The organism is Streptomyces sp. NPDC001604 (assembly GCF_042893475.1).
Taxonomy (GTDB): Bacteria; Actinomycetota; Actinomycetes; order Streptomycetales; family Streptomycetaceae; genus Streptomyces.
In genome coordinates, this window is record NZ_JBIAUY010000002.1 from 103,747 (window position 1) to 127,559 (window position 23,813).

Genomic DNA, 23,813 nt, shown 5'->3' on the forward strand with positions numbered 1-23,813 from the left:
TTTCGATACGGCCGGTGTGCCGCTGCTCAGGACGTTGCCGCGCAAAGGAACGAAGAAACTTGAATTGCTTGTTTCTGGTGAGCGGCAGTTCGCGTATTTAGCATTTCGGCGTGACAGATAAATATGGAACCGAGGTCGAGGAATCCCGGCGGACCCGCGCGCGCTACGATCCGCCCGCCCTGGACAACGAGCCCGGCGTGGCGGCACTGCTCGCCTCGCTCGGCCTGGGCTCCTTCGACCCCGCCGAACTCACCTCCCACGTCGGCCGCAACGACAACTGGTCCGGCCCCACCACCACCGGCGACCGCGTCTTCGTCAAACGCCTGGGCGGACCGTCCGAGGCCGACGCCCGCCGCCGCTTCGCCCGTCTGCTCGCCTTCGAGACGCTCGCCGCCCGCGACGCCGGCCACGTGCTGCGCGGACCGCGGTTCCTCGGCCACGACGCCGAGGAGCTGCTGGTCGCGTTCGAACTGCTCGACGAGGCCCGATCGGGTGCCGAACTCGCCGCCGACGACGCCTTCGACGACGAACTGTGCCGCGCGGCGGGCCGGATCACCGCAGCCCTGCACGAACTGCCGGCGGACACCGAACTGCTCGACGCCACCCCGCATCCGCTGCCCGCCACCGACAAGCTGCGCGCCCTGCCGCTGCCCGCGTTCACCGGCGCCACCTTCGGCGAGCTGGAGACCTGGCGGTTGCTCCAGGCGGACGGTGAGCTGCTGGAGGCGCTGGCCGGGCTCAGACGCCGCGAGCAGGCGTTGACCGACCTTCGCCCCATCCACGGCGACCTGCGCCTGGACCAGTTCCTGTGGACGCCCGAGCGGCTCCATCTCACCGACTGGGAGGAGTTCCGCCTCGGCGACCCGGCCCGCGACGTGGGCGCGTTCGTCGGGGAGTGGCTCTACTTCGCCGTACGAGGCATTCCGAAGGCGATCGGCAGCGAGCCGGAGTTCACCTTCGACCACGAGACCACGCACGAGGAGATCCTGAGCTTCGGCGTCCGCGAACTCGACCGGCTGCGGCCCCGGACGGCCGCCTTCTGGGACGGCTACCTGAGCGTCCGTACCGGCGTCGACGAGGGGCTGCGGGCACGCGCGGCCGCCTTCGCCGGCTGGCACATGTTCGACCGGATGTTCGCCACCGCCATGGTCGGCGGCCGGGTGCAGGCCGCCGACCGCGCCTGCGCCGGCATCGGCCGCACCGTCCTGCTGTCCCCGGACGGTTTCACCGACACCCTCGGGCTGACCGAGCCCCCGGCCCACGCGGCCGCCCACCCCGCCGCACCTGGAGAGACGCTTTGATCACCGTCGCCGACACCCTTCCTCCGGCCCTGGCGCGGGCGGTGGAGGGCATCGAGATCGCGCCCGACGGGCTGTCCGCCGTCCTCGGCGAGGAACGCCTCGAAGCCGACTCGCCGCACAAGCTCGCCCAGCAACTCGGGTCCGCCGTCTACCAGATGGTCCATGTCGGCCGGGAGAAACCGGAGACGAGCCGCCCGCGCACCCTGCGCGACGCGGAGTTCGACCGCGCGCTGGCCGAGGCCATGCCGCACACCCTGACCACTGCCCGCGCGGTCGTCCAGGAACGGGCCGCCGACGGCACGCTGCTGGCCCTCGTCGAGAACGTCCGTGTGCTGCTGCCCGCGGACGCGGCGGCCGGTCCCGTCCCGGACGTGCTGCCCGCCACCGTCCCCGTGCGGCTGCCGGCCGCGCGGCCCGCCCTGTCGACCGGGTTCTTCCTGGCCGACGGCTCCGCGGGGACGGGCGTCGGCTCGGGCCCCCAGACGCTGCGCGTGTACGTGCACGTCGCCACCGCCGAGGCGGCCCCCGACGTGTGGCACGCGGTCCTGTCGCACCTCGAGGAGGCCGGGGTGCCGTACCGCGCGAAGATCACCTCCTCGCCGCGCCTGTTCCCGCGCCGGGACGCGCTCGTGGTCTACCTCGGCCCGCAGGGGCGGCACGCGGTGACCGGGCTGGCCGCTCGGGCAGCGGGGCTCCCCGGGCTCGGCTCCGACGTCTCGCCCTTCGCGCACCGGCTGGCCCCCGGCGTCGCCCTCGCCTGGGAGCCTGACGACCTGCGGCCCGGGATGCGGTCGCTCAGCTTCGGCGAACACCGCAGCGGCGCACTGGCCGAGGCGCTGGTCAAGCATGCCGTGCGCACCGACGGCGTCGGCCTGTCCGCCGCCGTCGAGGAGGCCTTCCTGAACGCGGGCATCGATCCGATGGCCCCCGCCCGCAATCTCAACTCGCCGCCCCTGCCGGCTGTCGGGCTCCTGTAGGGACACCGTGAGACTCCCGGAAGACGGCATGGCACACCGCTGCACGCCGCCCGCAAACGTGCGGAGCCGGGCGGTCCTGAGGCTCCTGAGCGGCGCCGAGCCGCCCCTGACGCTCTGCCGGCGGCTGCGCGTGTGCCCCGACTGCCTGGACGACTGGTGCGCGACGTTCCTCAGCCACGGCGTGCGGGGCCTGGCGCATGGCGCGGTGGCGGACCGAAGCACGGCCAGGCGCGGGGACGTGGCGGACGTACTCGCCGAGGAGGTCGCGGAGTTGCGCCGGGTGCTGCGCGAGGCCCGCGAGGAGTGGGAGCTGTGGGAGCGGCTGGCGGCAGTCTCCGAACCCCGCGCCCAGTGACGTCTTTTCTTTGTCCCTGCCGACATCTGTGCAGGTCAAAGGCGTCTCGTCAGAAAGTTGACGGTAATTTTCGGCCCCCGGAGGACGGGTGGTCCGTGCTGGAATCGAACTGCCGGACGGGGACGGGGACCCGGGGGTACGCCCCGGACGACCCGGTCCGGCCGATACCGAGAGGGGAATTCTCGTGAACACCGCTGACCAGCTCATCGCCGGTTACACCGCCTACACCGACGCCGCCGACTTCGGCGCCACCGCCGGCGGCCAGGCCCCGGCCACCACCCCGTCGATCCTCAGCGTCGTCGCCGAGTCGAGCGCCGCGTGCGGCGGTGCCGTGAGCGCGGTCTCCGCCGCGTCCGTCGGCTTCACGGCGCACTGGGGCTGCTGACCCGCCCCTGCTCCCGGACAATCACTCGGCACCTCAGCGAGCTCTTCCCGGGGCCCGGCACCGAGCTCGGCCCCGACCTCTTCAACGACCCTGTCCCGAAAGGACTTTCCATGAACACCGCTGACCAGCTCATCGCCGGTTACACCGCCTACACCGACGCCGCCGACTTCGGCGCCACCGCCGCCGGCGAGGCCCCCGCCACCACGCCGTCGATCATCACCGCGTCCTCGCCCGAGTGCGGCGCGTTCACCATCAGCGCCGCCAGCGGCGTCCTGACCAGCGTCTCGATCACGCACGGCGCCGGCTGCTGACCTGGCCGCCGCTCCGGTCCGCCGGACGTGGGGTGCTGCCGCCGGACACGCGGCAGCACCTCACGCGTCTGTGCCGGAACTCGCGACCGGCCGTCGCACGAGCATGGGTTCCCCCCGGCCCATGAGTCGTGCGGCGGCCTTTCCGCGTTCCCGGGTGCCGCCGCCACCACTGTTACGGCTGGGTCCGCGCGCCCTGGCTCTGCGCCTGCTCGGCGATGTGCTGGAGCGCCTTGACGTGGCCGGCGAGCCGGGTGCGGCCGTCGGCCGTCAGGGAGACCCAGGTGCGCGGCCGCTTGCCGACGAACCCCTTGCGGACCTTGACGTACCCGACGGCCTCCAGGGCGGACACGGTCTTGCTCAGGGCGGAGTCCGACATCTCCAGGCTGTCGCGCACCGTCTTGAAGTCGGCCTCCGCACACCCCGACAGAAACGCGACCACGGCCAGCCGGGTGGGATGCTGGACGGTGGCGTCCAGCTGCGCGGCGACGTCCCGGACGGTCATGCCGACTGCCCTCTGCGGGCCTGCGCGAGCTGGATCCAGGACAGCGCGCCGAGGCCGATGCCGAACACGGCGAGGAACGCGGGGAATCCGAGGAACAGGGCCGCGGCACCGGCGGCGGCCAACGGGGCCAGCACCGCCGACTGGCGCAGCACCCGGCCCCGCATCTGTCCCGTCGGCCACAGGGCGACGCCGCCCGACCTGCTGGATGCCACGGACAGCACGAGGAACGCGGCCAGGCAGCCGAATCCGGCCGCGAGGTACCCCCAGGCACCGGGATGCGCGTCGAACAGGGCGAGGCCGCCGAATCCGGCGGCGAACAGCAGCCCGGCGGCCGGCGGATGCCACGCGGGCACCCGCCGCGCCGCACGAGCGGCCGAGAACGCGCTGCGAGCGGCGGTGAGAGCGGCGTCGGCTCCGGTGGGTGAGATGGGCTCAGTCATGGTGACACCATGGCATCTACTTTCCATGATGGCAAGTACTTGCATCTCCAGCTCCACGCGCTTGTCAAGAATGGCCGACGTCCATAGGCTGAGACGGGGCGGCGGCCTGACCAGCCGAACGCCCATGCAGCCGTCGGGCCCCTTGGGGCCGATGCCACAGAGCCCTTCGGGGCTGAATGAACGGGGGTTCATCATTTACGTCGCCATGCCGTCACCGCCACCGCGGGACTAGCCGACCTCTTGAAGATTTCTTTGCGTGACTGCTGAATTGCAGCCGCGCAGAAAAGTGCTGCCCAAAACGAATTCGAGCCGCATCTTTCACGTCTTCCTCTTACCTCACATTTTCCTCAACTCTCTTCCTTCCGAAGTCCTTCTGCGACCAAGGTCGAGTCGCAGGAAGAACTTCTGAAATTCCGTCCGAAGGGAATCAGAACCGTGGCGCGCCCGCCCGTCATGCCTCCAGAAGAAAAAGCAAAGCTTGTACTCGGCGTTCTGTCGGGGAAACTCACGGTCTCCCAGGCCGCCCGTGAGGCCGGCGTCTCCGAACAGGCCATCGGCAACTGGAAACGCCAGTTCATAGCGGCAGGCAGCCAGGGCCTGGAGGGCGGTGACCGGCTGAGCAGCGAGCGGGAGCGCAAGCTCCGCGCACAGATCACCGAGCTCAAGACGGCCCTCGGGGAGGTCTATGTGCAACTCCGCGCCCGCAGACAGACGGTGGACTTCCACGCGGTCCCTTCCCAGACCTCGAAACCGTACGGCGTGAACGCGGGCTCAGCGTTTCGAGGTTCTGCCGCCTCCTCGGGATACCGCGAAGCACTTACGCGCGTCGACTGACGGCCGGGGACGGCTGACGTCCCCGGCCGGCCGACGCACGCGAAACACGACACCTGCAGGAAAGCGGAGCATGCACGACACCCCGGGCCTGGAGATACGGGCCCTGACCAAGCGTTACGGGGCCCACCGGGCCCTCGACGAGATGTCCTTCGAGGTCAGACCGGGCGAGGTCTTCGGCTTCGTGGGCAGCAACGGCGCCGGCAAGACCACCACGATGCGCATCGCGGTAGGCGTCCTGGACAGCGACAGCGGCGCGGTGCACTTCAGGGGCCGTCCCGTGGACGCCGCATCCCGCGCCCTGTTCGGTTACATGCCGGAGGAACGCGGCCTGTACCCGAAGATGACCGTGGCGAAGCAACTCGTCTATCTCGCCCGGCTGCACGGCCTGTCCCGCGCGGACGCGCTCGACGCCATGCGGACGTGGACCGAGCGGCTGGACGTGGCCCGGTACCGCGACCGCCAGGTGGACTCGCTCAGCCTCGGCAACCAGCAGCGCGTCCAACTCGCCGCCGCCCTGGTCCATGATCCGCAGGTCCTGCTGCTGGACGAACCGTTCTCCGGTCTGGACCCGCTGGCGGTGGACACCATGAGCGCCGTACTGCGCGAGCGGGCGGAGCAGGGAGCCCCGGTCCTCTTCTCCAGCCATCAACTCGACCTTGTGGAGCGGCTGTGCGACCGGATCGGCATCGTCCGCTCCGGCTCCATGGTGGCCTCCGGCACGGCCGAGGAACTGCGGGCGCCCGCCGGCGAGGACTTCTACCTGGAGATCGAGGGCGCACCACGGGACTGGGCCCGCACAGTGAGCGGCATCGACTCGTTCCGCAGCAAGGGGCCGGGCACTGTGGTGCGGATCACGGACGACTGCGACGAGAGCGAGCTCATCCGACAGGTCGCCGCGCTGGGCCGGCTGCGCACCTTCCGGCGCGAACAGGCCACGCTCACCGAACTGTTCCGCTCCTACGTCACCGAGCCCGACAATTCCGCGGAGGCCGCCGCATGAGCGAGGCAACCGGCACGAAGAGCTCCGGGGCGGTCACCTCCGCGACGGCCGCCGTATGGCTCGTCGCAAAACGGGAGACGGCCGCGCGGGTCGCCAACCGCGCCTACGTCATCGGCACGTTGCTCAACGTGGGGGTGATCCTGGGCCTGCTGTACTTCTTCGCCCCGTCCCCGTCGGACGGCCACGACACCGCCGGCACCGCGACCGTCGCCGTCACCGGCGTACCGGTCGGCGCCGTCGCCCCCGCACCGGCCGGGAAGGATGCCACGCGATGGCGCCCGGCCGCCGACGAGCGGGCGGCGCGCCGCCAGGTCACCGGCAAGCAGGCCGACGCCGCGCTGGTGATCGACGGCTCACGCGCACGGATGCTGGTACGGACCGACACCCCGGGGCAGGTGCGCAGCACGGTCGTGGCCTCGGTCCGCCAGTGGGCGACCACCCGCGCGCTCCACGCCCAGCACGTCGACACGGACCGGCTGACCCACGAGGTCACCGCCGCGCTCCCCCGCACCGAGACGGTCGACCGGCCCGGCCGCACCCGCTCCGACGAGCACAGCGGTGCCGAACTGGGCGCCGCGATCGGCATCGTCACGATCCTCTTCTTCCAGCTCTTCGGCTACGGGATGATGGTCGCCCAGGGGGTCGTCGAGGAGAAGTCCACCCGCGTCGTCGAGGTGCTGCTGGCCACCCTCACGCCCTTGCGGCTGATGGTCGGCAAGGTCGCGGGCATCGGCGCGGCCGCGGTACTCCAGACCGCCGTGTTCGGTGTGGCAGCCGTGCTGGCCGTGCGGTTCGGGCATGCGCTGCCCGCGCAGTTCCCGGCCACGCCCGCGACGCTGGCCGCCCTCGGCTGGTTCGTCCTGGGCTTCGCCTTCTTCGCCTTCCTCTTCGCCGCGGCGGGCTCCCTCGTCTCCCGCGCGGAGGACGTGTCCTCGGCGGTCATGCCGGTGCTCATGGCCACCCTGATCCCCTTCGCCGTGGCCATCGCCGCAGCGCAGGACCTGAACGCCGGCTGGGTCGAGGTCATCAGGTACATCCCCCCGTTCTCCATGCTGATCATGCCGCTCCAGGTCAGCGTGAACGAGGCAGGCTGGCTCCCCAACCTCCTGGCAGTCCTCCTGATGCTGACGGCATCAGCCGCCCTGGCGACCCTTTCCGCCCGCGTCTATCAACGCTCGATCCTGCGGATCGGGGCGACGCTGCGCTGGCGGGACGCGCTGACCTCGACGACGTAGCCGGCCCAGCCACACCACATTGAACGAAAAACCCCAGGTCAGCGGGGCCTGACCTGGGGTTTCGGTGGAACCGCCTTCGGGATTCGAACCCGAGACCTACGCATTACGAGGACTGCCGCGAGCGGGGTGGGTGGTGCCGGCTCGTGCCGCGTCCAGCCCGGGTTGGCTTGTGACACGCCATCCGCTCTCGCATCGCTCACGTAGACCGACCCGCGCACCGCAGCCGTTCGGTTGCAGCACTATGGAAGCCGCTGCTTCATCCGCTTTCCTGGGCAAATGCGCGAAGTTCGCCTATTCCCGCTGCATCCGTGTCCTTGACGGATCCGGAGAGGCGGTGAACGACCACCCAGCGGCCGTCGGGCAACGCTCCGGCGAAGACCCTGGATTTTCGGGTGGCACCGTTGTGGTAGGTCAGCGGCAGATCTCCGACCCGGCGCCAGGTGAGCGCCGGGTCACCGAGGGCACCTCGGCGGGACGCAGGCGCAGATACAGCACCAAGAAGGCCTCACCGCCGCAGGCATCGCCGCACCAGAGCCCTTCGTCCTGGTCGTCGACCCTGCCGCGACCGACCCCACTCGGGCCCGGGACGGAAAGCGGCCGGTGTGGGCCTACGCCCACGTACCGAACGGGAGCTCGCAGGACCCCGTGCCCATGGTGCAGGCACGTATCGAGCAATACGCGCCCGGCTTCACAGACACCGTCGTCGCCAGCCGCGGTATCAGCGCCCGCGACTACGAGGCCTACAACCCCAACCGCCCCCCGGGTGAATCCGTACCGCACGCCGCTCCCCGGCGTGTACCTGTGCTCCGCCTCCACACCGCCAGGACCTGGCCTGCACGGGATGTCCGGTTACCTGGCCGCCCGTTCCGCACTGAGACACGAATTCGGCATTTCCACGACACCAAGCCTCGCCCCCTGACCAGATCGCCCACACCCGTCCATGAGGTTGCGGGCACGATTGACCGCCGAGGTCCCTCGTGAACAGCCTGTGCGGCCTGGGTACGTCGCTTACTTGGCCTGGCCCGGGCCCCACACGACCGTGGACCGGAGATGCGTTAATGTGCGAGCCATGACGGCTGATCAACGTGAAAACCCCGTCACCGAGCAGGAGTTAGCGGCGACTCCTTGGAGCTGGGGGGGTCTGGGCCCGGTCGGCGGGTTCCTCTTGATGCTCTCTGGAATCGGTTTGCTCCTGTGGGGATTCCTGGGCGGGACAAGCTCCGGCCCTTCACTGATCTACCAGGCCGCGAAGGTCGTGGCGATCGGCCTGGTGGTCACCGGTACCACTCTGGTGGCGCACCGACGCAACTCGTCACGACGCCCCGACGCAGAGACCGATTCTGCTCCAGGGTCGTGATACGTACCGGTCCGAGCCGGAGATCTGGCTCGCGCCGGCGGCCCCGTTGCAGCAGCTGTTCACAGGCCTGACCGGACCCGTCGCCGGGGTTCCCCCAGGGAGACGGCCACCGACGTCGTCCCCTTCCTCGTTGAGGACGAACACATCAGGCTCGGAGCCGTCTACTCCAGGGCCGACGACCGGCAGCCGTACGTCCTGCAGGACGGTCTGCCGGGCTCTCGTACCAGGCCCGGGCGTCCGCAACGCTGGGGAAGCGATGGATCACCACCCCGTCGAACGGCGCGCCCGCCAGGGTTTCGATCGCCCTCTAGGCGACGACCGGTATCGCCTCGTGGCCTGCCCAGGCCGAGCCGACGTAGAGAGCCGGCTCGGCCGGGTCGGTCACACGTTCGCGGAGCATGACGACGTGGGCGCACTCTGACCTTGTTGACCAGCTCGATCAGGGTTCTCGGCCGTGGAAGCTGAGGAGGCCGGGTTCTGCCCGGTGATCAGCAGCACCGCCGAGCGGGTGCGGACTTCCGCGTGTTCATCGTCGAGGGAGCCGGCGCCACCCAGGGCCACTGAGACTGCTTGGCCGACGGCCAACGCGGACACCGTCCTGGAGCGGCACTGCAAGGCAGCAAGAGGCGACCGCGAGGAATGGGAGTCAGCCTGGGCCGAGACCGGTTTGGTCTTCACCCAGGAAGACGGCTCGGCACAGCGACAACCGGATCACGCGGGACATCTACCAGAGCGTCCTCCCCCACGTCGGCAAGAAAGCCGCCGAGGCCACCGCAAGCTGGTCCCGCTCCAACGAAGTCTGAGGCGGAGAAGGCCCGCAAGGCAGCCACCTCGCGCCCCCAGGACCGCGTGACGTGCCATGCCCGGAGCAACACAAAAGCCCGGGTCACGAACTGTGTGACCTGGGCTTTCTCAGAGCCGCCTTCGGGATTCGAACCCGAGACCTACGCATTACGAGGGCAATAGCGATCGTGACGAGTCATGCCTCGCGATCGCATCAGATCCAGTTTCTGCAGATCAGGGCACTGATCACGGTCCCGCTGCTCGTACGTCGTGTTACACCGTCCACAGGCGTCCGCGCTCCCCTTGCGCTCCCCGCCCCCTCGGCAGGGCGACGAACCCGCCTACCAACTCGATGGCGGCACCATGGTCGCTCGGCTTGTCGAGATGCCACACACGAGACCGATCACGATCGCCGTCATCCGCGGTCTCCACGCCCACACGCCTCACGCCGACGAGCACAGCGGCACACACAGCAACAACAGCAGCTCGACGTAAGGCACCCTCTTTCCGCCTCGCGCGTGACAGCCGTCGGCTCGTCGACGCCTGCGGGTTCCGGTACGTCGATGTGGAGCAGTTTGAGCAGGTCGGCGGTGACGACCCCGTAGGCGTTGCCCAGCCGCAGGACCGTGCACGGATACCGGCCCCGCTTGGCGAGGTCATACCCCGTGGTACGGCTGAGGGACAGCGCACAGTTCGCCGTCTCCATGTCCTCGGCCGCAGGCAGCGCCAACAGTTCCTCGCGCGTCAGCCCACGGGTCGCATCGTCAAGCTTGGTGATCACAGAGGATCTGTACCCCGCGAGGCAATCCGCGACCTACCTCCGGTCAAGCTGCAGCGTCACAGAATCACCCACACAAATAACAAGAGTTTTGTTAATGTGGCTCCATGACCACCACCCCCGAGCCCGCTCCCGGAGAAGGCCCCGTCCGCCCGGTCTCCGTCTCCCTCCACGAGGGCACCATCGCGGCCCTCAAGGCGCGTACCGGTAGGCGGGGCATGTCCGCCTACGTCGAAGCTCTCATCCAGCGACAGCTGGAGCGCGACCGCCTTCGCGAACTCATCGAAGACGCCGAAGCCGAACACGGACCCGTCGACCAAGCCGCGGTAGAGGCCAAGCGGGCCCTCCTGCGCGGTGACGCAGCCGGCTCGGCGGACGCCGCGTGAGCGGCACTCTCGTCCTCGACTGTGAGGGCCTGTCCAAACTCGTACGCCGCACACCCGAACTCACCGAATGGCTGGCCGCGGCCGAGGCCGAGGACATCCGCGTCATCACCAGCTCCGTCACCCTCGTCGAAGCCCGCGACCCCAAAACCAACCAGGCCCGCTTCGACCACGCCGTCTCCCGCGTCAATATCATCCCGCCCACCGAAGCCATCGCCCGCCACGCCTGCAAACTCCTCGCGGCAGCCGGACTCCACGGCCACAAATACGCCCTCGACGCGATCGTGGCCGCCACCGCACTCGCCTCACCCGCCCCGGTTACCGTGTTGACCTCGGACCCCGAAGACCTCCACATGCTGTGCGGTCAGGGCGTCCGCGTGGTCAAAGTTTGACCGCACCGCACCTCATGGCTTCGGCGTCCGCCGCACACGGGCACCGGCTCCCCGCGCTGTTCGAGCTTGCTCTGCGCACCGGCCTACGCAAGGGCGAACTCCTCGGACTGCGCTGGGAAGACCTCGACCTGACCAGCGGCACCGACACCATCCGCCGCACCCTCCAGCGCACCCGCAGCCAGGGCCTGACCCGTCCTGAACACCAAGGCCCTGGCCTCCGAGCGCCGCATCCCCCTCCCCACCGAATGCATCAATTCCCTCAAGATCCACCAGGAACGGCGGCAGGAAGAGCGCCAGGCGGCCGGACCTGGCTGGACGGACAACGGGCTCGTCTTCACCACCTGCCAACTGCAGGCCGCTCACCCCCACCAATCTCACCCGCCGCTTCCGGCGCCTCCTCCATAAGGCAGAGCTCCGGACGATCCGCGTCCACGACCTCCGCCACTCGACCGCCACCCTGCTCCTGGAACAGGGCGTCGACCTCGTCGTCATCAAGGAACTCCTCGGTCACGCCCACATCGGCGTCACCGCCGGCGTCTACGCCCACGTCCGACTCCGCCTCCAGCGCCAAGCCATCGACACCCTCAGCAACGCCCTCCGCGACCCCGCAGATGGCAGTGCCGCGCCCGATGACCGCGACGATCCACCGCTTTGTGCAGGACCCGTCCGCTGACGTTGCCGTCAACACCTCGAGAAGCCCCCACCGGGACCACATGGTGGGGGCTTCTCGATATTTGAATGCTCGCGGTTTTAGCGAATCATTCCGTCATTCCGTCATTCCGTGAGTCAACCAGCCTATCCCCAGCGGGCATTCAGATCAGCGCAGGAAATTGAGATGGTCCCACCCGTGAGGACGATCTCGTGGTTGCATCCAGATCCTCCCGGAAGGATCTCGTCAAGGAGGACGGTGCCCAAACCCTGGAGAGAGGATCCACTTTCATTGATATCCACATGCAGCCGCGAGACTTGCGCATAGCTAACCACAAGTCCAGAATCATGCTTCCACTCATTAGGGCCGAAGTGAATTTCAAGACATGTTCCGCCCTCAATGGAAACTGATACATCGAGCAGCTTTAGATCCTTGACGCACCTCGGGTTCCCGAAGTCATAGTGGCCAGGCTGCGAGGCGAACTCCAGGGCGCCCTGCGGCAGTTCATGCGCAAGCTTCGGCAGCTCCGCAATGTAAACGCTAGGGTCGGTCCAGAAGCCTCGCCATTCTGGATTCCATTCAGCCTTGACGAATTCCATCAACAACCTCCAGCAAGGCGCGGCCGCTTCCACTTGTCGCCCGAGATATCTTCCGTACCCCTAGGGCCGATTCGCCCGGAGCTACGCATGAACTCGATCGCCTTACCCTTGAGCCGATTCTCGACATTCTCAGGGACTGAAACGTCCGCACTCTTTCCGTGCTTAGCGAACCACCCATTACTGCCGTAGATACCGACTTCGCTGCCCCTGTAGTAGACATGCATCTCGAAATCTACGCCCTGGCCGACAGGAAACCTGTCCATGCGGGCGCTATACCCAGAGCCCAGCCCGATTGTATCTTGCAGTCCACCTGCATTATGAACAAGGACGGGATTATTCCCGGCGAGCACATAGTACGTATGAAGGTCCTGGACCGTCAGGTTGTACGTGACGATGTGGCCGGTGTAGTCGCGGACGTGGACGATGCGGGCGGTGCGGCCGTCGGGGAGACGGAGAGCGTCGCCGGTATGGAGGTCGGTGGCGTCGAGCCAGCGAGCGCGGGTCACGTCCCAGTAGGGGTGGTGCTGGGTGGAGGTGAGCAGGTGGCTGCCGCCGCTGGTCGCCACGGTGAGGTCGGTGAAGTCGGTGTCGGTCAGTGTCCTGATGACGGCCTGAACCTTTTCCGGGCGGGTGTTGCCGGTCAGCGGATCGGTGGCCAGCACCGTGTCCCCGACCTGCACATCCTTCAAGGCCGTGCTCGTACCGCGGGCATCCGTCAGCACCCGGGTGTCACCAGGGAAGCTGTTGACGGCCGTACATGCGTCCGCGAGAGCCCCGTCGCCTTCCTTGCCGGCCCCGAGAGCGTCCGCGACGCCTTCCTCGCCGAGGCCCCGCTCCGCTGACACGGCGGCCTTGGCGCCGATCGCCCCTTCCTCCGCCTCACCCACTCCGGGGACCGCCATGAGCGCGTCCGACACCAGGTCGACCGCGAAGGATCCGCAGTCCTTGCCCTTGCTGACGCAGTGCACGAAGTCGGTGATGCCGATGGGGTCCTTGGCGGTCTTCGGCAGCAGACCGCCCGCGTCGGCGTCGTCGCAGAACTTGACCAGCTTGGCGACGCCCCACGTCTCACCGGAGCACTCGCTGTTGATCCACTGGAGGACGAGTTTGCCGTAGCTGTCGGTTGGTCGTGCAGCGAATCTGACGACGAGTTCCTTCTTGGTCGGGACCCGGACGCCGTCCAGGGTGGGCCGGCCGTCGTCGCCGGTTCCGACGGACAGGCCGCCCCCGCTGCCGGGCGCGCCGATGGTCTCCTGGTGCTTCTTGCCACAGGGCACGCCGTGAACGCCCGCACACTGCTTCGCGCTGCACAGCGACAGGTCGTACGCGCAGGTGTTCTGCGTGCCGGGAGGATCGGTGCCCAGCGGGTCGGAGAAGTTGACCGGGTCGTTGAGGCTGTAGGCGTAGCCGTTCCACTGCTGTGGCTGCGAGGGGTCCAGGACCGGGTCGGCGTTGAGGAACCGGCCGGTCAGCGGCTGGTACTCGCGGGCACCGAGGTTGGTCAGGCCGGTCGCCTCATCCAGCGTGCCGCCGACGAAGCCGTGGTCGCCTGCCCAGGCCTCGGGCTGGGTGCCGCGAGGGACGCCGAAGGGGTCGACCGGGCGGCGGGACTCGGCGAGTGAGGTGGCATCGAGAGCGAGGGTGGAGGTGCCGTTCTTATCGGCGATCTGCCAGGTGAGGTTTGCGGCGCCGGTGCCCTGCCGGACCGCGCTCACGCCGTTGGGCAGGTTGTAGCTGCGGGTGTCGGTCACCGCGTCAGTCGCGGTGGTCAGGGTCAGTTCGTCGCCGCCCACGGTCAAAGTGCTGGCGCCAGGGTCATGGCGCAGCAGCAGGTTTCCGTCCGCGTCGTAGACATAGGTGGTGGGTCCGGTGCTGCCGGTCTTCGACAGTGAGGCCAGCTCGTGCTCGGCGTCCCAGGTCAGCGTGGTGGTGCCGGAGGTGCTGGTGACGGCGGTGGTGTCGCCGATCGCGTCGTACTGGTACGAGCTGGAACCGGGGTTGCCGGGTCCGGTGGCGGTGGTCGACTGCAGGGCGTGCGGGCCGCCGGTGCCGCCACCGGTGTCCGGCGCGGTGGTGGGCGTGTTGCGCTGTCCGGCCGGCGGGAACTTCTGGCTGGTGCTGACGTCCTTCGCGGCGTCGCCGGACGGATCGTGCTGGACTTCGCCGGTCCGGTTGCCGGTCGCATCGTAGGAGTAGGAGTTCCAGTAGGGAGCCGGGCCGCCCACGGTGGTGTGGCCGGTCGTCGCGCCGCTGGTGGGCGTGGAGTTCGTGCAGTGGCCGATGTTCGCCACCGACGGCTGTGGCGCCGTGGTCACACCGTCGGTGTCACTCCACGCGTCGGTGAGGCGCCCGAGGCTGTCGTAGCGGAAGCACTGCTGGTCGGTGAGGGAAGCGGAGTTGTCGCCGATGGTGCGCACCGCGGTCAGCCGGCCGGCAGTGTTGCGGACATAGGTGGTCTGCTGGACCGAGCCGGTAGCGGCCGTCTGCTTGTCGACGTACGAGGACAGCGGGTTGCCGGTGGACAGGTCGTAGTCGTCGGTGGCGACGATCTCGGTGCCCCACGGGTTGACGGTGGTACGCACCGGCCGCCCGAAGGCGTCGTAGTCCGTCGACAGGTCGTAGGTGGTGCCGGAGCTGCCGAAGCCGATGAGAGGGCCGTCGACGTCGTAGCTGTAGTTCAGGGTCTCGGCCGGCAGGTTGCCTCGCGGGCCGGTGTAAGAGGCGGTGACCTGCCCGGTGATCGGACTGTAGACCGCCTTGTTGACATAGGTTCCGGCGAGTTTGCCCTCGGTGGACGGGATGGTGACGCTGGTTTCGGTCGGCCGGTACTCGGCGTCGTAGCTGTTCACCGCAGTGGTGTACGGGTGGGCGGTGTCGCCGTTCAGGTACCGGTTCGAGGTGGCCGCCCTGCCCTTGCCGCCAGCCACCGAGTCGTAGGTCCACGATGCCTGCTCGACCTTGGTGGTCGAAGGGGCGGTCGTGCTGTATTCGGCGGTCTTGCGCCCCAGCAGGTCGTAGTCATAGCTGAGAGTGACCTTGCGGGCGTCGGTGACGGTGTCGATCCGGCCGTCGGCGTCGTAGGTCTGGCTGGTGGTTCCGGTGTCCGGGTCGTCAGCGGTGGTCTGCCGACCGCGCAGGTCGTAGTGGTACGTCCAGGTGTTCTTGGTGGTGGAGTCCACTTGGGACTCGGTCTTGCCGGACGGTGTGTACGTATACGTCGTCACGTCCGCGTCGGACGCTTTGCCGGTCGCGGTAGGCGTCCGGTACTGCCACATTTGCGAGGTGCGGCCCAGTGAGTCTGTGATGGTGGTGGTCGGGGTGCCGCCCTCGGGCGGGGTCATGTCGACCTCGTCCACTCCCGGGTAGGCCGTGGTGGTGCGCCACTGCTCGTGCGCGTACGCGGAGAACACCGAGGCGGTGGGGCGGCCCTGGCCGTCGTAGACGGTGGCGGTCTCGCCGGGCACGGTGGCGGCGTCCGCGGCGAACAGACTCGTTGAGGGGGCTGAGTCGTTGTCGTAGTACGGCTCGGTGGTCAGCGCGGTGCGGCCATGCGAGTCGTACTGGGTGTCGGTCACGACCCTGCCGTGGTAGGCGGAGATCCCTGGCGACTGCTGGATCTGACGAGTCCGTCCGAACCCGTCATAGATCTGGACGGATTTCCCGTAGACCGGACCGTCGCCAGTGAGCGTGGCCGTGGTGACGGTCGAGGGGGCGCTGGAGCCGTTCGCCGCGTAGGTGTAGGTGGTGTTGGGGTCCTGGCCGACGGTACGGCCGGGGGTCCACACCTTGGTGAGGCGGCCGAGTGCGTCGTAGGCCTCGGTGGTGACCCGGCTGTTGGGGTCGGTGGAGGTCAGCTGCAGCCGCCGGGCGGGGTCCTGGGTGACGGTGGAGGTCCAGGTGGCGGTCGAGCCCGGCTCCGGGCTGGTCACAGTGATCGTGTCGGGCAGTTCGCCGCTCTGCGCGGAGGAGTACGTCGTGGTCGTCGTCGCGCCGTTTTTGTGCTTGTCGTCGGTGGCGTTCGGGTCGGTGACCGTGGTGGTGCGGCCGTAGGTGTCGTAATCGGCGGTCTGTGTAGTGGCGTACACCGGATTGCCGGAGTCGTCGTAATGGTCGAGCACCTGCTGGGAGGTCGCCTCGCCCAGCGTGCCCGCCTGCCCGAACGGCTGCTTGTCAAAGAGGGTGCGCTTGCCGGAGACAGTGTTCGACTTGGTCGGCGTGGCGTTGCAGGGATCATCGCCGGACACGGTCAGCGTCTGGTCGGCCAGGCCGGTGGCCTGTGAGTCGGTGGCCGACGCGTACGAGGTGCGCTCGCAGACGTTGGGCTGGCCGTCGGCGTCGGTCTCGACACTGACGGTGCGGTTGGCATGCGCGGCGTCGGTGAGCGTGGTGGTGGTGACGGTCCGCCAGCCCCCGTCCTTGGTGCGGGAGCGGTCGGTCTGCACCGAACGGGTGCCGGCGTACCGGGCGACGAGGTCGGGCAGGCCGGAACCTCGTGCGTGGGTGGCGGTGGTCGACGCACCGCTGATGGTGGTTGCGGAGGTGGCGGTGACGGTGCCGCCGGACTGGTCGTAGGTGTCGGTCTCCAGCTCCATCCCGGACAGCCAGTCGGAATCGGTGACATGGTCGCCCAGGGAATCGGTGACCGTGATCGAGCGACTGCCGCCGTCTGCGTTGCGGTCTCCGTTCATGCCTTGCAGGTAGACCGTCTTCTGCTGGGACTTGGGGCCGTCCTGGCCCGACCCGGTGGTGGCGGTCACCCAGGCGAAGCCGCGGAAGTCGTCCCAGGTCCGGTGCGCGGAGTCGGTCAGCTCGTTGTCGTCGTAGTGCCAGGCGGCTGGGCCGTAGTCGTAGTGCGTACTGACCGCCGGCGAGTGCGCGACCGGGTCGTTCTCGGTGACCGAGTCGACCTGGTAGCGGTTGAACCAGTCCGACTCCGGCGCGGCGCCGTCCACCGAGCCCGGCGGGGACCACTTGACGTTGTAGCAGGCCATGGCGTCGGTGGCCGCGGAGTCCGGCATGGTGTGGGACAACCGCGAGCAGGCGGGCGGTCGGTAGTCGACCTGGATCTGCTCACCGGTCTCGGTGGTGATGCTCTGGATGCGCGGCCGGTTGAAGATGGTGGGTGACGGCACCAGGCTGGTTCCGTCGACGCGGTTGGGCAGTTCCTTCCACTTGAAGCTGACCTTGGGCAGGCTGACGCTGGGGCTGCCGTCCAATCCGGTGCGCTGGATGGAGTCGAGCCACATGGCGGGCTTGTTGCCGTCCTGCGGGTCGGGATAACTCTGGCTCAGCGCGTAGCTGTCGATGTCCTTCCACGCGCCCCCGGAGCGGATTTGCGTGGTGATGGACTTCAGACGTGTGGTCGTCCAGAACGTGGGGCCCACTGTCTTGCAGGTGGTGCTGCCCTTGGCGCAGTTCTCGTCGTAGGGCACGTCAGGCCAGTGAGCGGCGTTGCCGCTGCCGAGCTTCGCACCGGTGCAGGTGAATCCGCCGGAGACGGAGCAGCGTCCCTCGGTGGCGGGAGTGAACATGATCCGGGCAGCGGGGTTGAGCGCACCCTTCGCGGCGGTCTGGTCGGCCAGACGCTGCCCGTACGCGATGGTGGCGAGCGCACCGCCGCGGACGTACGCGGTCAGCGTGCCCTTGCCGCTGTTCTGGCCGCCGCCGCGCTGGTAGTAGTTCGTCTCCGGCTGGTAGGTGTACGTGGTGAGGTTGCCGGTGGCGTCGACGGCGTAGTCGAGGTTGAACCGCCAGCCCATCTGGCACCAGGAGGCGGCCCCGTCTGTGGCGGAGTAGCAGGGGTCGCCGGATTTCGGCGAGTAAACCGGCTCGTACCAGGCGGAGTTGGTCGCCGGGTCGGTGTGGTCGCCGCCCGGCAGGTGGTTCAGGCCGAAGTAGTAGACGTTGCCGGTGCTGGTGCTGACCTTGACGTACTCACCGTTGTGAATGCCGTTGGACGCGCCGGTGAGGAACTCGACCTTCGAGCCGTCGTCGTCCTTCATCCGCCACACGCCGGTCTTGTCGTCACGCACGAGTTGGCTGGAGTGGCCGCCCAGCGACAGGGTCGCCACGTCGCCGCCCCAGCACAGGTCACCGGAGTGCGCGATGCCGTCCTTGGAGCAGGACTTGTAGCTGCGCTCGACATAACCAGGCTGGTACGACCAGCCGTCGCCGATCCAGGACGCCTGCGAGTTGGTGGAGGACGTGAGGCCGTCCACGGAGGAGGAGTCATACGACAGCGCGACCTGCGGGGTGTCACCCGCGAACGACTGCGGCGCCTGGATCGGGTAGCTGTAGGCGAACCCACCGCTGGAGCCTCCGGCGGTCCAGGCGTCGCTGGGGTGCAGGTCGGTGGCTGCGTAGGTACCGCCGCCGCCGGACGCGGTGGTGTCCGCAGCGACCACGAGGGGCCGGGCCGCCGCCGACGCGGATGTTCCGGCGCCGGACGCGGATGCCGTGGCGCCGCTGTCGCTCGTCGTGGCGGCCGGCAGGGTGACGTCGGCGGTCAGACGGTGCGTGGCTGGGTCATAGTGCGAGGGCAGCGGCGTCCGCACCTGGCAGGCGGCCCGCTGTGGAGTCGTCAGTGCGCAGGCGGGCAGCGCCACCAGGTGTGAGCGGGAGGCGGCGTCGCCACCGTAGGCCGCGTCCAGGTTGCTGACGTCCACGCCCACCTGGACATGTCCGTCCGCCCCGGCCGTGCTGCGGGAGACCGCGACGACCGGGCCGTGTGTACCGAGGGCCGTGGTGTCCTTGGCGGCGAGCACCCGCACGTTCACCAGGGTGCCGGCGGCAAGCGCGGCCGAGCGGCCGGTCCGCGGCCGAGCGGCACCGGTGGCGCGTGCCGCCTTGACCCAGACCGGCAGGTTGCCCGCACGGGCGCCGGCGGTCCGAGGCACGGTGACGACGGCCGTCCCGGCGGTTACGGCGCGCGCCGCGCCGGGGCCCGGCCACTGCGGCTGCTCCGGATGTGCCGGTGCGGTCGCACCGCGAGCGTTCCTCCCGCTGACAGACGGCGTCTTCGGCAGTGGTGTCCCGGGCGGTGACCAGAGTTTGTGCGCGTCCGCCGGCTTCGCGTCCCGCAGTGCGTCGGCGGGGGCACTGCCGAGCAGGGTGGTCATGACGGCCAGCACCGTGAGGGTACCGGCCCATCTGCGTTGTCCACTTGCCGTCCGCCGCCACGGCACGCGTGTCCCAGCCCCCACCAGATCCCCCTCATACAGTCGAATCGCACACGCGATCGACGTCATGGTCGGAGCGACAGTAGAGGCGGAATGACCAATTCAGAGAGATCAGCCCACAGACTTGAGATCTTCTTTACGCACAGCCGAGTTCATGCCGGACCGGCATCCGCCGGCCCCCGGATATCCACCCAACAGCCGTTGACAGAGGCGTCGATCCCGCCACTACTGTGCCGACAGGTACGGGTGTTGTCATGCACCCGGGAGGGGATGGGGGGACCATGGGGGATTCAGGCATGCCCGCGGGTACGAGGAGCAGAAAGCGCCGGAGACGGTCTGCGGGACCTCGCTTCGCAGGCCAGCGGTACCAAGGCAACCGCGGCCTGGCAACGCTGATGGTGGCTGGTGTCGTACTCGCCGGACTGTCTGTGCCGGCGGTCGCCGACAGTGGTTCTGATGGCACGTCGGGCGGTTCCGGGGACGGACACGTGACGGCACTCCCGGCGGACGCGACCCCGCAGGACCGCGCGGTCGCGCAGGCGAGGCAGACCGGTCGACCCGTCGTCGTCGACGCGCTGACCACGCCTTACGACCAGACCACCGCCAACCCCGACGGCACCCTCACACAGTCCAGCTCGCCCACCCCCGCCCGGGTACTCAAGGACGGCGCCTGGGTGCCGATCGACGCGACGCTGACTGCCGGCCGCGACGGAACCCTGACAGCCAAGGCGTCACTCAACACGCTGACACTGTCCGGCGGGGGTACGGGTCCGCTGGCCGTCCTGACCAGCCCGGACGGCATGACGCTGACGATCGGCATGCCGTTCGCACTGCCCGCGCCGGTCCTGGACGGCGCGACCGCCACCTACCCCGACGTACTCCCGGACGTCGACCTCGCCGTCACGGCAACCGACGTCGGCGGCATCCGCGAAGTCCTCGTCGTCAAGAACGCGGCGGCCGCGGCCAACCCGACCTTGGCCGAGCTGCACCTGACCACCTCGGCGCACGGGCTGACCATGCAGGGCGACGGCCAGAGCGGCCTGGAAGCAGTGGACGCCTCAGGCGCAGCGCACTTCGCGGCGCCGGCGCCGGTGATGTGGGACTCCACTCACGAGTCCGGCTCTGGATCCAGCCTTGCCGCGAAGGCTGCGCCCAGGAAGAACGCGAAGACGGACACGGACGCCAACGCCCGTACCACGTCCGGCGATACGGCTGCCGACACCCAGAACTCCGAGTCCAGCTCCATCGACGGCCCCGGCACCGGCGCGCAGAGCGCCGTCATCCCGGTCACCGCCCACACGGACGGCATCGACCTCGAGCCGTCCTCGGCTCTCCTGCACGGCGACAAGACCCACTACCCCGTCTACATCGACCCGTCCTACCTGCCGTGGAAGGCCGGCGATCCGACGTGGACCTGGGCGCAGTCGGCGCACCCCACCACGGACAACTTCGGCCAGTACGGCTCCTCGCACGCCGAGCAGCCCGGCCTCGGCCTGTGCGGCACCTACGCCGGTGGCGGCGGCTGCAGTCCCGAGGACAAGGAGCGCACCTTCTACCAGTTCAACACCTCTGGCCTGCACTCCGTCGAGGACACCATCCACTCGGCCACGCTGAGGGTCACCCAGACCTACTCCGCCGACTGGTCATGCACCAAGGGGTACACGGTGCACGCGTACTACTCCAGCAACGCCATCGGCCACGGCACAGACTGGAACCACCAGCCCGGCGGTTCCTCCCTGGGCACCACCAGCGTGGGAGGTACCGGCTCGACCGGCTGCATGAATGACGTCGACTTCTCCTTCGACGCCCTCGGCGGTCTCCGGTCCGTCATGGGCGGCACCAACCCGAGTGTCTTCACCGTCGCCCTGTACGGGGACGAGTCCGACGCCAACGGATTCAAACGACTGTCGAACAAGGCGCTGCTGAGCGTGACGTACGACGCGACACCGAACACACCGACGGGACAGACCAGCACGCCGACGCCCCGCACCGCCTCCGCTGGGACCACCCAGCCGTGCGATCCCAGCGCCAACCCCACCGCTACGGCCTTCCTCAGCAACCCCGGCTCCACCGGACTCGTACTCAAAGCCAAGGTGTCCAGCCCGACCAGCCCAGCCCAGCCCGTGCGCGGCTACTTCGACCTGTGGAACAGTTCGGGCACCGTCGTCACCGGCTACAGCAGCGGCTACGCCTCCTCCGGCACTACCGTCGACTTCACCGTGCCCAACAGCAAGCTGACCGACGGCACCGCCTACGGCTGGGACGTCGCCGCCAACGACGGCATCCTCACCTCGCCCCCCGCGCCCAGCGCGCACTGCCACTTCCGCGCGGACTTCACCTCGCCGACCGTCACCCTGCCGAGCGCGTCGACCACGCTGCCCGAGAGCTCGCTCGCCACCACCTTCCCGCCGTCCGGCAACGGCCAGACCACCGGCGTCGTGGCCGGCGGCAGCGGCTTTGTGCCGTTCACCGCCACCGACCCCGCCCCGCACGGCAACCCGTCAGGGCTGGCCTGCCTGCGCTGGGGTTTCGACTCCGCACTCGCCGACGCCACCTGGCAGTGCGGCAGCCATCTGCCCGGCAACAGCGGACTGCCCACGTCCCCCAAACACTGGGGTACCAACATCCTCTACGTGCAGGCCGAGGACAACGCAGGCAACCTGTCGCCCGTCGCGGAGTACTCCTTCTACGTGCCGTGGAACCCGCACAGCCCAACGCCTGCTTACGGGGACACGACGGGCGACAGCGCCCCGGACATGCTCGTCCCCGGCACCAACGGCAACCTCTACGCCCACACCGTGCCCGGCAACGCCCAAGCCTCCAGTCCTGCCGTGGAACTCGCCTCGAAGCAGGCTGACTCCCCCGCCGGCGACACCTGGTCCGGCTACCAGATCACACACCGCGGCAGTATGCGCACAGACAAGAACAACGTCGACGACCTCATCGCCCACCGCAACGGCGCGGCCACGATGAACCTCTACTTCAACCCAGGCAACACCGGCACCGACGGACGCTTCGACAAGTCACAGACCATCACCAAGCCACCGTGCGACACCTGCACCGGGTACGCCACCAGCTGGTCGACCACCACGTCTATCGCGGCGACCGGCGACGTCACCTCCGCCAGCCTCGCCGCTGACGGCCACTTCGGCCACTACACAGGCCTGTTCACCGTCGAGAACAACACCACCGGCGACGCCGCCCTGTGGTTCTACCCGACCGTCAGCTACGGCACCCTCGGCGCCCCCGTGCAGATCGCCGCGACCGGTTGGAAGGGCCGGGACCTCATCTCCCCCGGAGACTGGACCGGTAGCGGCAAACCCGGCCTGTGGGCCCGCAACCGAGCCACAGGTGAGATCGACGCCTACACGCTCACCCTCGGGACCACCGACACCGACGCTGACGGCTTCCCGCTCGAGACGCCCGTCCCGATCGTGACCGGCCTCAGCGCTCCGACGAAGATCGGCACCCTGGGTACGTCCGACGCCGTTGTCATCGGCTCCGACGGCGACCTCACGGGCGACGGCATCGCCGACCTGTGGTCCGTCTCCGGCACCGGCACGCTCGACATCCGTCCGGGCAAGACGGCGGACGGTACATCACACACCACAGTCACCGGCACGACCTCCTCCTACACCATCGCCACGACCTCCGGCACCGCGGACCAGTGGCTGCTCAAGGGCAACGCCGACGACAGCGGCAACGGCAACCCCGGCGCGGCGCACGGCAGCGTGACCTGGGGCCCCGGCCACACCGACGCACCCGGATCAGCGGCCGTCTTCGACGGCAGCACCAGCTACATCACGACCGCGCACCCCGCCCTGGACACCACCCGCAGCTACACCGTCTCCGCCTGGGTGAAGCTGGACAGCACGGCAGCCACCGTGACCGCCGTCAGCCAGTCCACCCTCAACCACCAGGCGTTCTACCTCGGCTACCAGAAGCCCACCAACAGCTGGTACTTCAGCACGGTGACCACCGACAATGCCGACGGAGCGTCCTTCCCCGCCGCCATCGGCAGCACCCGCGACTCCAACGGCACCGAACAGCCGCCCGCCACCAACACCTGGGTCCTTCTCACCGGCGTCTACGACTCCGCCACCGGCGTCCAGACCCTCTACGTCAACGGCGTCGCCACTGGCACCGCCGCCCAGAACACCACCCCCGTCTACGTCCCGACCGGCCACCTCAATATCGGCGCCAACATCACAGCCACCGGCACCTCCCCTTACAACCAGTGGCCCGGCTCCGTCGCCGACGTCCGCACCTACCAGGCGGCCCTGACCGCCGACCAGGTCCACCAGCTGTATACCTCCTCCTGACACCGCTGCTCCCGAAACCCCGCGCCCGGGTG

The 23,813-nt window shown here is 69.0% G+C and carries 16 protein-coding genes and 2 pseudogenes; 12 read left to right on the top strand and 6 right to left on the bottom strand.

Annotated features, from left to right (window positions below; all coding sequences use genetic code 11):
- Nucleotides 1-110 precede the first annotated feature (110 nt).
- The 5 genes from lxmK (at nt 111) to ACFY1E_RS05680 (ending at nt 3,329) form a co-directional block, all read left to right on the top strand.
- A complete protein-coding gene (lxmK, locus tag ACFY1E_RS05660; RefSeq protein ID WP_389071861.1) occupies nt 111-1,301 on the top strand; it encodes a class V lanthionine synthetase subunit LxmK in 1,191 nt (396 codons plus the stop codon).
- The gene (locus tag ACFY1E_RS05665) at nt 1,298-2,278 is read left to right on the top strand and encodes a T3SS effector HopA1 family protein (protein ID WP_389071864.1); all 981 of its coding nucleotides are present in this window, start codon (nt 1,298-1,300) and stop codon (nt 2,276-2,278) included. The genes lxmK and ACFY1E_RS05665 overlap by 4 nt, the downstream gene beginning before the upstream one ends.
- Nucleotides 2,279-2,285: 7 nt before the next feature.
- Entirely contained in the window at nt 2,286-2,633 is a 348-nt protein-coding gene (locus ACFY1E_RS05670) for a hypothetical protein (protein WP_389071866.1), read from the top strand.
- Nucleotides 2,634-2,817: 184 nt separating this feature from the next.
- A complete protein-coding gene (locus ACFY1E_RS05675) occupies nt 2,818-3,018 on the top strand; it encodes an LxmA leader domain family RiPP (protein ID WP_306186812.1) in 201 nt (66 codons plus the stop codon).
- A 110-nt stretch (nt 3,019-3,128) separates the two neighbouring features.
- Nucleotides 3,129-3,329, top strand: coding sequence for an LxmA leader domain family RiPP (locus tag ACFY1E_RS05680; protein ID WP_306186810.1), 201 nt, complete (start codon nt 3,129-3,131; stop codon nt 3,327-3,329).
- A 172-nt stretch (nt 3,330-3,501) separates the two neighbouring features.
- On the opposite strand, the gene ACFY1E_RS05685 is transcribed toward ACFY1E_RS05680, so the two are convergent.
- Together ACFY1E_RS05685 and ACFY1E_RS05690 are read right to left on the bottom strand one after the other, a co-directional pair.
- Nucleotides 3,502-3,831: a winged helix-turn-helix domain-containing protein gene (locus ACFY1E_RS05685; protein WP_389071869.1), complete on the bottom strand. Its 330-nt coding sequence runs from the start codon at nt 3,829-3,831 to the stop codon at nt 3,502-3,504.
- Entirely contained in the window at nt 3,828-4,271 is a 444-nt protein-coding gene (locus ACFY1E_RS05690) for a hypothetical protein (protein ID WP_389071872.1), read from the bottom strand. The genes ACFY1E_RS05685 and ACFY1E_RS05690 overlap by 4 nt, the downstream gene beginning before the upstream one ends.
- 435 nt (nt 4,272-4,706) lie before the next feature.
- On the opposite strand from ACFY1E_RS05690, the gene ACFY1E_RS05695 reads away from it, so the two are divergent.
- From ACFY1E_RS05695 to ACFY1E_RS05705, 3 genes are all read left to right on the top strand, one after another.
- Complete coding sequence (locus tag ACFY1E_RS05695; RefSeq protein WP_389071874.1) at nt 4,707-5,105, top strand: transposase; 399 nt, start codon at nt 4,707-4,709, stop codon at nt 5,103-5,105.
- Nucleotides 5,106-5,175: 70 nt separating this feature from the next.
- Nucleotides 5,176-6,105, top strand: coding sequence for an ABC transporter ATP-binding protein (locus ACFY1E_RS05700; protein WP_389071876.1), 930 nt, complete (start codon nt 5,176-5,178; stop codon nt 6,103-6,105).
- On the top strand, nt 6,102-7,340 hold the full coding sequence (locus ACFY1E_RS05705) for an ABC transporter permease (protein ID WP_389071878.1): 1,239 nt from the start codon (nt 6,102-6,104) through the stop codon (nt 7,338-7,340). The genes ACFY1E_RS05700 and ACFY1E_RS05705 overlap by 4 nt, the downstream gene beginning before the upstream one ends.
- 1,502 nt (nt 7,341-8,842) lie before the next feature.
- Here the strand turns inward: ACFY1E_RS05705 and ACFY1E_RS05710 are convergent.
- Both ACFY1E_RS05710 and ACFY1E_RS05715 read right to left on the bottom strand, forming a co-directional pair.
- Nucleotides 8,843-8,965 (bottom strand): hypothetical protein, encoded by a 123-nt coding sequence (locus tag ACFY1E_RS05710; protein WP_389071881.1) that lies wholly within the window; start codon nt 8,963-8,965, stop codon nt 8,843-8,845.
- Between the two features lie 1,083 nt (nt 8,966-10,048).
- Nucleotides 10,049-10,261: pseudogene (locus ACFY1E_RS05715) on the bottom strand (hypothetical protein); the annotation flags it as partial.
- A gap of 104 nt (nt 10,262-10,365) precedes the next feature.
- Between ACFY1E_RS05715 and ACFY1E_RS05720 the strand changes: the two are divergent.
- The 3 genes and pseudogenes from ACFY1E_RS05720 to ACFY1E_RS05730 form a co-directional block, all read left to right on the top strand.
- Nucleotides 10,366-10,644: a hypothetical protein gene (locus ACFY1E_RS05720; protein WP_389071883.1), complete on the top strand. Its 279-nt coding sequence runs from the start codon at nt 10,366-10,368 to the stop codon at nt 10,642-10,644.
- Nucleotides 10,641-11,033, top strand: coding sequence for a type II toxin-antitoxin system VapC family toxin (locus tag ACFY1E_RS05725; protein WP_389071885.1), 393 nt, complete (start codon nt 10,641-10,643; stop codon nt 11,031-11,033). Before ACFY1E_RS05720 ends, ACFY1E_RS05725 begins: the two co-directional genes overlap by 4 nt.
- Nucleotides 10,964-11,706, top strand: a pseudogene (locus ACFY1E_RS05730) (site-specific integrase); the annotation flags it as partial. The gene ACFY1E_RS05725 and the pseudogene ACFY1E_RS05730, both read left to right, overlap by 70 nt.
- Nucleotides 11,707-11,828: 122 nt before the next feature.
- Here the strand turns inward: ACFY1E_RS05730 and ACFY1E_RS05735 are convergent.
- Together ACFY1E_RS05735 and ACFY1E_RS05740 are read right to left on the bottom strand one after the other, a co-directional pair.
- Nucleotides 11,829-12,281 (bottom strand): hypothetical protein, encoded by a 453-nt coding sequence (locus ACFY1E_RS05735; RefSeq protein ID WP_389071887.1) that lies wholly within the window; start codon nt 12,279-12,281, stop codon nt 11,829-11,831.
- On the bottom strand, nt 12,281-19,399 hold the full coding sequence (locus tag ACFY1E_RS05740) for an RHS repeat-associated core domain-containing protein (protein ID WP_389071889.1): 7,119 nt from the start codon (nt 19,397-19,399) through the stop codon (nt 12,281-12,283). The genes ACFY1E_RS05735 and ACFY1E_RS05740 overlap by 1 nt, the downstream gene beginning before the upstream one ends.
- Before the next feature lie 548 nt (nt 19,400-19,947).
- On the opposite strand from ACFY1E_RS05740, the gene ACFY1E_RS05745 reads away from it, so the two are divergent.
- Nucleotides 19,948-23,781 (top strand): LamG-like jellyroll fold domain-containing protein, encoded by a 3,834-nt coding sequence (locus ACFY1E_RS05745; RefSeq protein WP_389071892.1) that lies wholly within the window; start codon nt 19,948-19,950, stop codon nt 23,779-23,781.
- Nucleotides 23,782-23,813: the final 32 nt, after the last annotated feature.

Coding starts and splice junctions, on each gene's coding strand:
- ACFY1E_RS05680 (WP_306186810.1), top strand. CDS start 3,129: ATGAACACCGCTGACCAGCTCATCGCCGGTTACACCGCCTACACCGAC.
- ACFY1E_RS05685 (WP_389071869.1), bottom strand. CDS start 3,831: ATGACCGTCCGGGACGTCGCCGCGCAGCTGGACGCCACCGTCCAGCAT.
- ACFY1E_RS05690 (WP_389071872.1), bottom strand. CDS start 4,271: ATGACTGAGCCCATCTCACCCACCGGAGCCGACGCCGCTCTCACCGCC.
- ACFY1E_RS05700 (WP_389071876.1), top strand. CDS start 5,176: ATGCACGACACCCCGGGCCTGGAGATACGGGCCCTGACCAAGCGTTAC.
- ACFY1E_RS05705 (WP_389071878.1), top strand. CDS start 6,102: ATGAGCGAGGCAACCGGCACGAAGAGCTCCGGGGCGGTCACCTCCGCG.
- ACFY1E_RS05720 (WP_389071883.1), top strand. CDS start 10,366: ATGACCACCACCCCCGAGCCCGCTCCCGGAGAAGGCCCCGTCCGCCCG.
- ACFY1E_RS05735 (WP_389071887.1), bottom strand. CDS start 12,281: ATGGAATTCGTCAAGGCTGAATGGAATCCAGAATGGCGAGGCTTCTGG.
- ACFY1E_RS05740 (WP_389071889.1), bottom strand. CDS start 19,399: ATGACCACCCTGCTCGGCAGTGCCCCCGCCGACGCACTGCGGGACGCG.